Here is a 6,186-nt window from a genome sequence, read left to right on the forward strand (position 1 = left end):
GCGGGACAAACTGCTTGGGATAGCTTTTGCGCGACAAAGGCCACAGGCGCGTGCCCGAGCCGCCACAGAGAAGGACGGGTGTGATCAACATGAATAAGCTCAAATTCCGATGGTCTGCTCAGTCGTCCTAGTCAACACAATACGCCATGACAAGACCAGCCGAAAATCCGACTAGGGTACTGCAGTCAGATACCGGGGGGGACCGCCGTCCAAACACACGCCGCTTAAGACGCCTGTCGCATAGGCACCGGTGTCGACAGAGATACGCCCCTGCCGGGCACCTGCAGTGGCCACGATTGTGTGCCCATGCACCACCCACAGCCCATCGCCGCGGGCCGTCGTCTGGAACGAGGGATGCCCCCAGAGCAGATGTTTGCGCAACTGCTCCTTTGGCGGTTTTTCCGGGTCTGCACCGGCATGAACGATCAAGACATTTCCGGTCAGGGCCCATGTCTTGAGCCCGGCGACCCATTGATACAGGTTGTCACCCATCGCCGCGTAGAGCTGATCGCGACACTCCGTCAGCTCATCACCGCTCATTTCAGTGCGTATGCCGCGCACCCCGAATGAGGCAAGGGTCTGTAACCCCCCATTGCGCAGCCAACGCGCGCCATAGGTTTTTGGGTCCTTCATGAATTGCAGCATCATGTCTTCGTGGTTGCCCATCAGACAGGTCAGGTCCGGCCGGGCGCTGAGCAGGCGCAACACCTGCGCGCTGTGTTCGCCCCGGTCAACATAGTCGCCCACCAGCACAATTCGATGATCCTGCGGGACCTCTGCCAGCAGTTTTTCGAGCTGTTCTATGCAACCATGCACATCCCCAATCACGCATATCGGTGCATTGGGATTGGGCGGCAAAAACCTGCCGCGCCGCCCAAAGCGTTTGAGTAGCGGTGTCAGCACGATGCGCTGGTCTCCTGCCTGTTTTTCGGGCCTCGGGTCAAACAAACGGACCCTTGCATTCACAGGGTGATACCTGCGCCTCAGATCGTGGGCAAGCCCGGGCTCAGGCAGTGCGGCAGGCGGGTACGCCCATGCGGATCAGTTCGCTGCCTTTGATCTTGTGAACGCCGCGAATCCGGTTGCGCGCCGTGGTCATGAACCAGGATTTCAGCGGCTCGGGATAATAGGCGGCCATGACCTTGCTGAACCGGTCGAAATCCTCGGGCGACAGTTTGCGCCCGTTGCGGGACGGGCCATGAAAGCCAAAGATCGTATCGGATTCCACGCAGGTGCCCGGCAATCCCAGGAACATCGTGCAGGTTGAATAGCAGATGCGCCCGCGTATTTCGACCTGAATGCCATTGCGCTGCAGGTTGTCCAGTTCGACCAGGCGGTCATGCAGATACCCGCCGCGATCTGTTCCGACAACGTATAGCTGCTGTGCCTCGGCGCGGTCGGGCATGTTCACAAGACCAAGAAACGCAATCGAAGACACCATAACGGGCAAAAACCGGCGCGCTGCGTGCGCGGTTTCTGACCGTCCCCGCAGCGCGAATACAGGACGTCGGTCGATCAGGCGCAGCATGTTTCTATCTCCAGTTCCAGTGAGGGTCTGGAACCGGATTACTAAGCTGCGACGCCGTGCATATGCGCCACCTATGGCAAAAAATTGCCTTAAATCAATGTTTTAAATTGATTTTAAGGGAAATTCTCTGCTTCTGAGCTGGAAAGGCCTCAGGGCGCGAGGCTCAATTGTCCAATCTCGTCAGCGTTTGGGATCAGCTGGATTTCATCCGACGCCTGGTGCGCCGCTGCATGCGCCACAGGTCACACCAATACGAGGGCTGCCAAGGCTTGGTCAAAGCGACCTGCCACCATGCGCGTTGCTCTTGAAACAGCTTGGCCTCATAGTCTTTTTTCGTATAGCGCTTGGGCAACGCGATATAGATATTCGACGAAAGACTTTGGTTTTCGGCCGCATCTTCGGAAAGGGACTTGCCGGAATTCACCGTCAACATGGCGGCAGTCTGCAAGGCCAGCAGCTGTTTCAGACCGAATTCATGTGTCGAAGGATGCACGTAATCGACGACAGACCCCGGTCCATTGCGGCCCATATCCGTCCAGTCGGCATCCATCGCGGCATTTGTGAACACAACCGTGCCCTGAAGGCTGTCCCAATCGCTATATGTGTTGCTCCAAACTGCTGGGCGAACGATATCGCGCAACATGTAGCCTTGCGCCAGAAACAGGATCGCCCAGAAGCTGGGCCAAGCAACCAGCAGGTCCTGAACCTCTTGTTTCGCCACTGGTACCGGTGTGAAAACGACAATATCCGCGATACTTGTAATGCAGCGGACGCTGTCTTCTGCCTGACTCAGGCTGGCGGCGGGCACCCCGCCTGTAACATGTACAATCCGCAGACCGCCATCTTTGGCAACTGGGATCTGGGACAGCGTTTTAAACGTCGTATGTCTTACATTCGACAGATCATGCGACCTGTAAGCCTCGCACCAACCCAAGTGATCCGGACCTTCCAGAACAATCACTTCACCGATCTGTGGCTTGCACGCTGAAACAACGTTTTCAACGGCCAAGCTTCTTGTTTCTTCATCAGTCATTCAGAATACACTCTGGCGGTATGTAAGGCCGGTCATAAAAACCTGCTGAGCTTTGCGGGCGTGCGGACGTATCAAAAGTGTTGCCCGGATATCTCTAGCCTCTGTTTCTCGGACATTGAATGGGCGATTTCCGTAAATGAGCTCCAATTGCTGCCAAGCAACAGCGGCGCGCGCGACAGCAGGATCACATCGGCAAGCGCGTACTTCAGCTGCATTTCCGATCGATCATAGACCGACCGTTTCAGGCTGGTGACACGATCGTGGTACTTTGCGGCAAACGCGTCATAGGATTCCGAGTTGTCGGACGCGAGGAAGATCGTCGAATACTCCCCCGATTCCAGCAGTTCATCCAGACGCTTGAAGAAAAAGCCATAGTGGGACCTGCTGCGGGCCCGTCTGGAAATCTCATCTTCTGTTTTGGACCAGCCGCCGGGTACATCACCATGCGGGTCTGTTCCGGCGCCACCATTCATGCGCACATGCACCGCTATATCGTTAGGGCTGCGGACCGAGTCGATCAGGTCCTGCACTTCAGCGCTGGGTTTGAGATCGCGCAGAAAGCTTTTTTCCAGCGGGCCGTAGGGCTTTCCGAAGGTGAACCGATAGGCCGATTGAATAACGATATCGCGCGAGGTGTGAACCAGGCTTTTGGATTCGAAGGAGTCCCGAAATGCCTTGTTCATCAAGTCCACATGCTGGGCATTTTCCGGTTCGTTGTCGCTGGTCTCTTCTACCGGGCCGTCATAGTCAAAAAGGGATGCAAAACGGCAATCGCAATGTTCGTCGCGCACCCATCTGATCACCAGCTCGCGGTCATGGACCTTTGCAAAAGCTGCGGCCGACGCGATGGCGCGCATGCGGTTGCCCAAACCATGCTGGGCGTCAACAATAAGCTTGGGCTTGCGGCCGAGGTCGCCGATAGCAGCGGCGGCAGGCTCACTTTGGTCCTGCGGCTCCGGCGTTTGGCTGCCAATGATGACCAGCGCATCTTTCAGCGAACGGGTCATCAGCGCGAAATCAACCGTTTCGGGTGACGTGGTGACAACAAACCCCGGAAAGATGTCCTGAATAGCGACATACGCCGCAAGGGCACGCTCGGACCGCGTTCCGATCAGATTGGTGTCCACGCCAAAGGGGTGTGTTCGCCGCAGCCTAACATTCCCGTCTGTGGCGCTCAGAACCTGAAAACCCGCCATCGGATAGCTGACACCCCATGGCGCACTGGACGCCGTGAATTCGCGGTTCAGAGCGATCCAGAACTGGGGATATGTCTGTATCTCATCCCAGCCCGTGACAGGCTTGCACCTGGGGCGGGCCACACGCCGAATGTCAGAGTGATCAATGTGGTTGATTGTGCTCGGGTCAACATCCACACGTTCAACCCCGGCTTCTTCGAGACGGGTATAGAGATCGTCGTCATCCCACCCATACGTGACGATCCGTTCATTGAAGCCATTGACACCCAGCAAGTCTGCGCGCCCGGTGACGAAAAACCCATTGACGTGGCTTTGTCCCGCAGAGGCGTTCCGCCAGTTCCCGGCCGTCAGCTTGCCGACGCCCATTGTGTTCTTTTCGAAAAACGCCGTGTCGAGAATGATGTCGCTGTCGACTTTTACAATCTTGTCCCGCGTGGTTGCCCGAAACCCCACATTGTAGGCATGAGACAAGATCCACGCCCCTTCGTCCTCGACGCGAACAATGCGCAGGCGCGGATCTTGAATGCCGGCCTGTTCAAGCGTGATCGCGACCGGTATCTCTGAACTCCAGTCCACAACAACAACTTCGTCGATTTCCGGGTGGGACAACCAGGTCGGCAGCGTGCGCGCCAAATGGTCATTTCTGTTCATGCAGCACGACACAAGCGAAAACCCCGGCGCAATGTCGGTTTGCGGTTGGAATGCCTCTTTGGCATCTTCAACGTCAGGCAAACGGTCCCAGACATCCGGTGACTTCACAAGCGCTGAATACAGCGAGGCAACTGTCGCCGGGGATTTTGCGTTGCGCACGGACAATTGGGTGCGAATATGGCTGTTCAGTATGTCGCGCGCCCGGGAGGTGTTAGTATCGTCATTGGACGCGATCGCCTCTTGCAAATTGGCGACTATATCTTTCGAAGATTGCATTTGTTTCCCAGCCCGAGACTTTTATTCGCAATGGCACTCGTTATTTGCGAAGTGCCGCACATTCTATTCGATCCTAGATTGTCTTAAAACAACACCGGCCCCGAGTAACTGTTTACTCGCCCATGTCAATTGTCAAATATGGCGCGCACTTGGGCTGACATCAGAATTTGCGCCGAGTAAGCGATCTTACGCCTGAAAAACCACAATACGCGCCGGGTTTTTGGCAGCCATCTTTGGTGTGCCTGACCCAAGTCGTCGACTTGGCAGCAGATCTCCACGTTCAACGCCAATATCCGGCCGATAGCCCGTTCCCCCTTGGCGACAGCAACCTGCCGGTGCTCCCGAGCGGCTGGGAGAAGACAAGCCTGCAAGGTCTCTGGTTTTCCGGTCAGGCTTTGAGTTATTTGATCAACAAAGATCCATTTGCTTGCAGCACTGATGCGCATTTGGAACAAATCCAAAGTTCAAAAGTGTCGAGCTTACTCAATTCCCTATACAGACCGAATTCTCGCACTAAGCTTTGGGGTCTGATTAAGAGTTAAGAAGTTACGCACATGTCCTTTTTACCAACCCCCCGCCAATACCTGATTTGGTCGGCGGCCGTTATCTTTCCGACCATAGTCATCGGCACATTGGCGTTTCTTGTCTCAAACGCAACAAACAGCGAGTTCGGACGGGTACTAGAGGAGGTCTTCTGGATTGACGGAGAGTCCAACGTGCCGACGTTCGTCAATTTCTCGTTTCTGATTTTGGCCAGTGCGTTCATGGCCCTGGCGTCTGTTCAAGCCTTTTCCACCAAAGATCAGTGGCGCTGGCATTGGCTGGGCCTTGCTGCGCTTTTTCTGTTCGCGGGGTTTGACGAGGCAGCGCAAGTCCACGAAGCCGTGGGCACCTACTTGACCAACGGCATTGAAGGAAGCGGCCTTTTTGCCTGGGAATGGGTCATCTACGGCTTTGCAGCCGTTGTCGTCCTTTTCTTACTCGGGTTTAGATTCCTGGTATCCGGCATGGACCCTGCACCGCGTCGGTATTTAATTGTCGGAGTTCTGTTCTATCTGGGTGGAGCCCTTGGACTTGAGATGATTCAAGCGTTTTTATGGTTCCATGACATGGAGAATGGCCGGTTCGTCCTGATCGCAGAAGAAGCCTTCGAAATGTTCGGAGCCGCGTTATTCGGAGCGACCGGGCTTAGGCAATTGACACTAAGAACTGATGGTGAAGGGGAAGGTTTCATCAAGCCGTAAATTTGTTCTTTTGACTCTGACCTATTGCCATGTTCGAGCTCTTCCACTGGGTTGTGTCCGGGTGCCCATGAGCGACCTGTTTCCACGTAGCTTATACGTCAGAGGAGGTTTGATTGTTAAGCGAACGGTCCGTTGGAGTGTTTTCGGATTGAACGGCCTGTTTGGGGTTTGGTTGCGGGGAGAGGATTTGAACCTCTGACCTTCAGGTTATGAGCCTGACGAGCTACCGGACTGCTCCACCCCGCGCCAGGTGTTCTT

General features: G+C 55.4%; 7 protein-coding genes and 1 tRNA gene. 1 reads left to right on the top strand and 7 read right to left on the bottom strand.

The features are described from left to right. The 6 genes from ACRZ94_RS20645 to ACRZ94_RS20670 all read right to left on the bottom strand — a co-directional run. A partial coding sequence (locus ACRZ94_RS20645; RefSeq protein WP_480798125.1) for a sugar phosphate nucleotidyltransferase occupies nt 1-91 on the bottom strand: 91 nt, incomplete at its 3' end. Between the two features lie 80 nt (nt 92-171). Beyond that, nucleotides 172-903, bottom strand: coding sequence for a metallophosphoesterase family protein (locus ACRZ94_RS20650; protein WP_480798220.1), 732 nt, complete (start codon nt 901-903; stop codon nt 172-174). Nucleotides 904-1,006: 103 nt separating this feature from the next. Continuing rightward, nucleotides 1,007-1,528 (bottom strand): hypothetical protein, encoded by a 522-nt coding sequence (locus ACRZ94_RS20655; RefSeq protein ID WP_480798221.1) that lies wholly within the window; start codon nt 1,526-1,528, stop codon nt 1,007-1,009. A gap of 193 nt (nt 1,529-1,721) precedes the next feature. Then, nucleotides 1,722-2,561, bottom strand: coding sequence for a hypothetical protein (locus ACRZ94_RS20660; RefSeq protein ID WP_480798222.1), 840 nt, complete (start codon nt 2,559-2,561; stop codon nt 1,722-1,724). A gap of 71 nt (nt 2,562-2,632) precedes the next feature. Continuing rightward, on the bottom strand, nt 2,633-4,684 hold the full coding sequence (locus ACRZ94_RS20665; protein WP_480798223.1) for a galactosyltransferase-related protein: 2,052 nt from the start codon (nt 4,682-4,684) through the stop codon (nt 2,633-2,635). Nucleotides 4,685-4,809: 125 nt separating this feature from the next. Then, nucleotides 4,810-5,130, bottom strand: a complete 321-nt coding sequence (locus ACRZ94_RS20670; RefSeq protein WP_480656733.1) for a hypothetical protein — start codon at nt 5,128-5,130, stop codon at nt 4,810-4,812. 108 nt (nt 5,131-5,238) lie between these two features. Between ACRZ94_RS20670 and ACRZ94_RS20675 the strand changes: the two genes are divergently transcribed. After that, nucleotides 5,239-5,928, top strand: coding sequence for a hypothetical protein (locus ACRZ94_RS20675; RefSeq protein ID WP_480656734.1), 690 nt, complete (start codon nt 5,239-5,241; stop codon nt 5,926-5,928). 169 nt (nt 5,929-6,097) lie between these two features. Here ACRZ94_RS20675 and ACRZ94_RS20680 read toward each other — a convergent pair. Beyond that, nucleotides 6,098-6,174: transfer RNA gene (locus tag ACRZ94_RS20680), tRNA-Met, on the bottom strand. Nucleotides 6,175-6,186 lie beyond the last annotated feature (12 nt).

It is taken from the genome of Ruegeria sp. CH10, from assembly GCF_056537125.1.

Bases quoted from the DNA above. Each gene is read 5' to 3' on its own strand.
- ACRZ94_RS20655 (WP_480798221.1), bottom strand. From the start codon at position 1,528: ATGCTGCGCCTGATCGACCGACGTCCTGTATTCGCGCTGCGGGGACGG.
- ACRZ94_RS20660 (WP_480798222.1), bottom strand. From the start codon at position 2,561: ATGACTGATGAAGAAACAAGAAGCTTGGCCGTTGAAAACGTTGTTTCA.
- ACRZ94_RS20665 (WP_480798223.1), bottom strand. From the start codon at position 4,684: ATGCAATCTTCGAAAGATATAGTCGCCAATTTGCAAGAGGCGATCGCG.
- ACRZ94_RS20670 (WP_480656733.1), bottom strand. From the start codon at position 5,130: ATGCGCATCAGTGCTGCAAGCAAATGGATCTTTGTTGATCAAATAACT.
- ACRZ94_RS20675 (WP_480656734.1), top strand. From the start codon at position 5,239: ATGTCCTTTTTACCAACCCCCCGCCAATACCTGATTTGGTCGGCGGCC.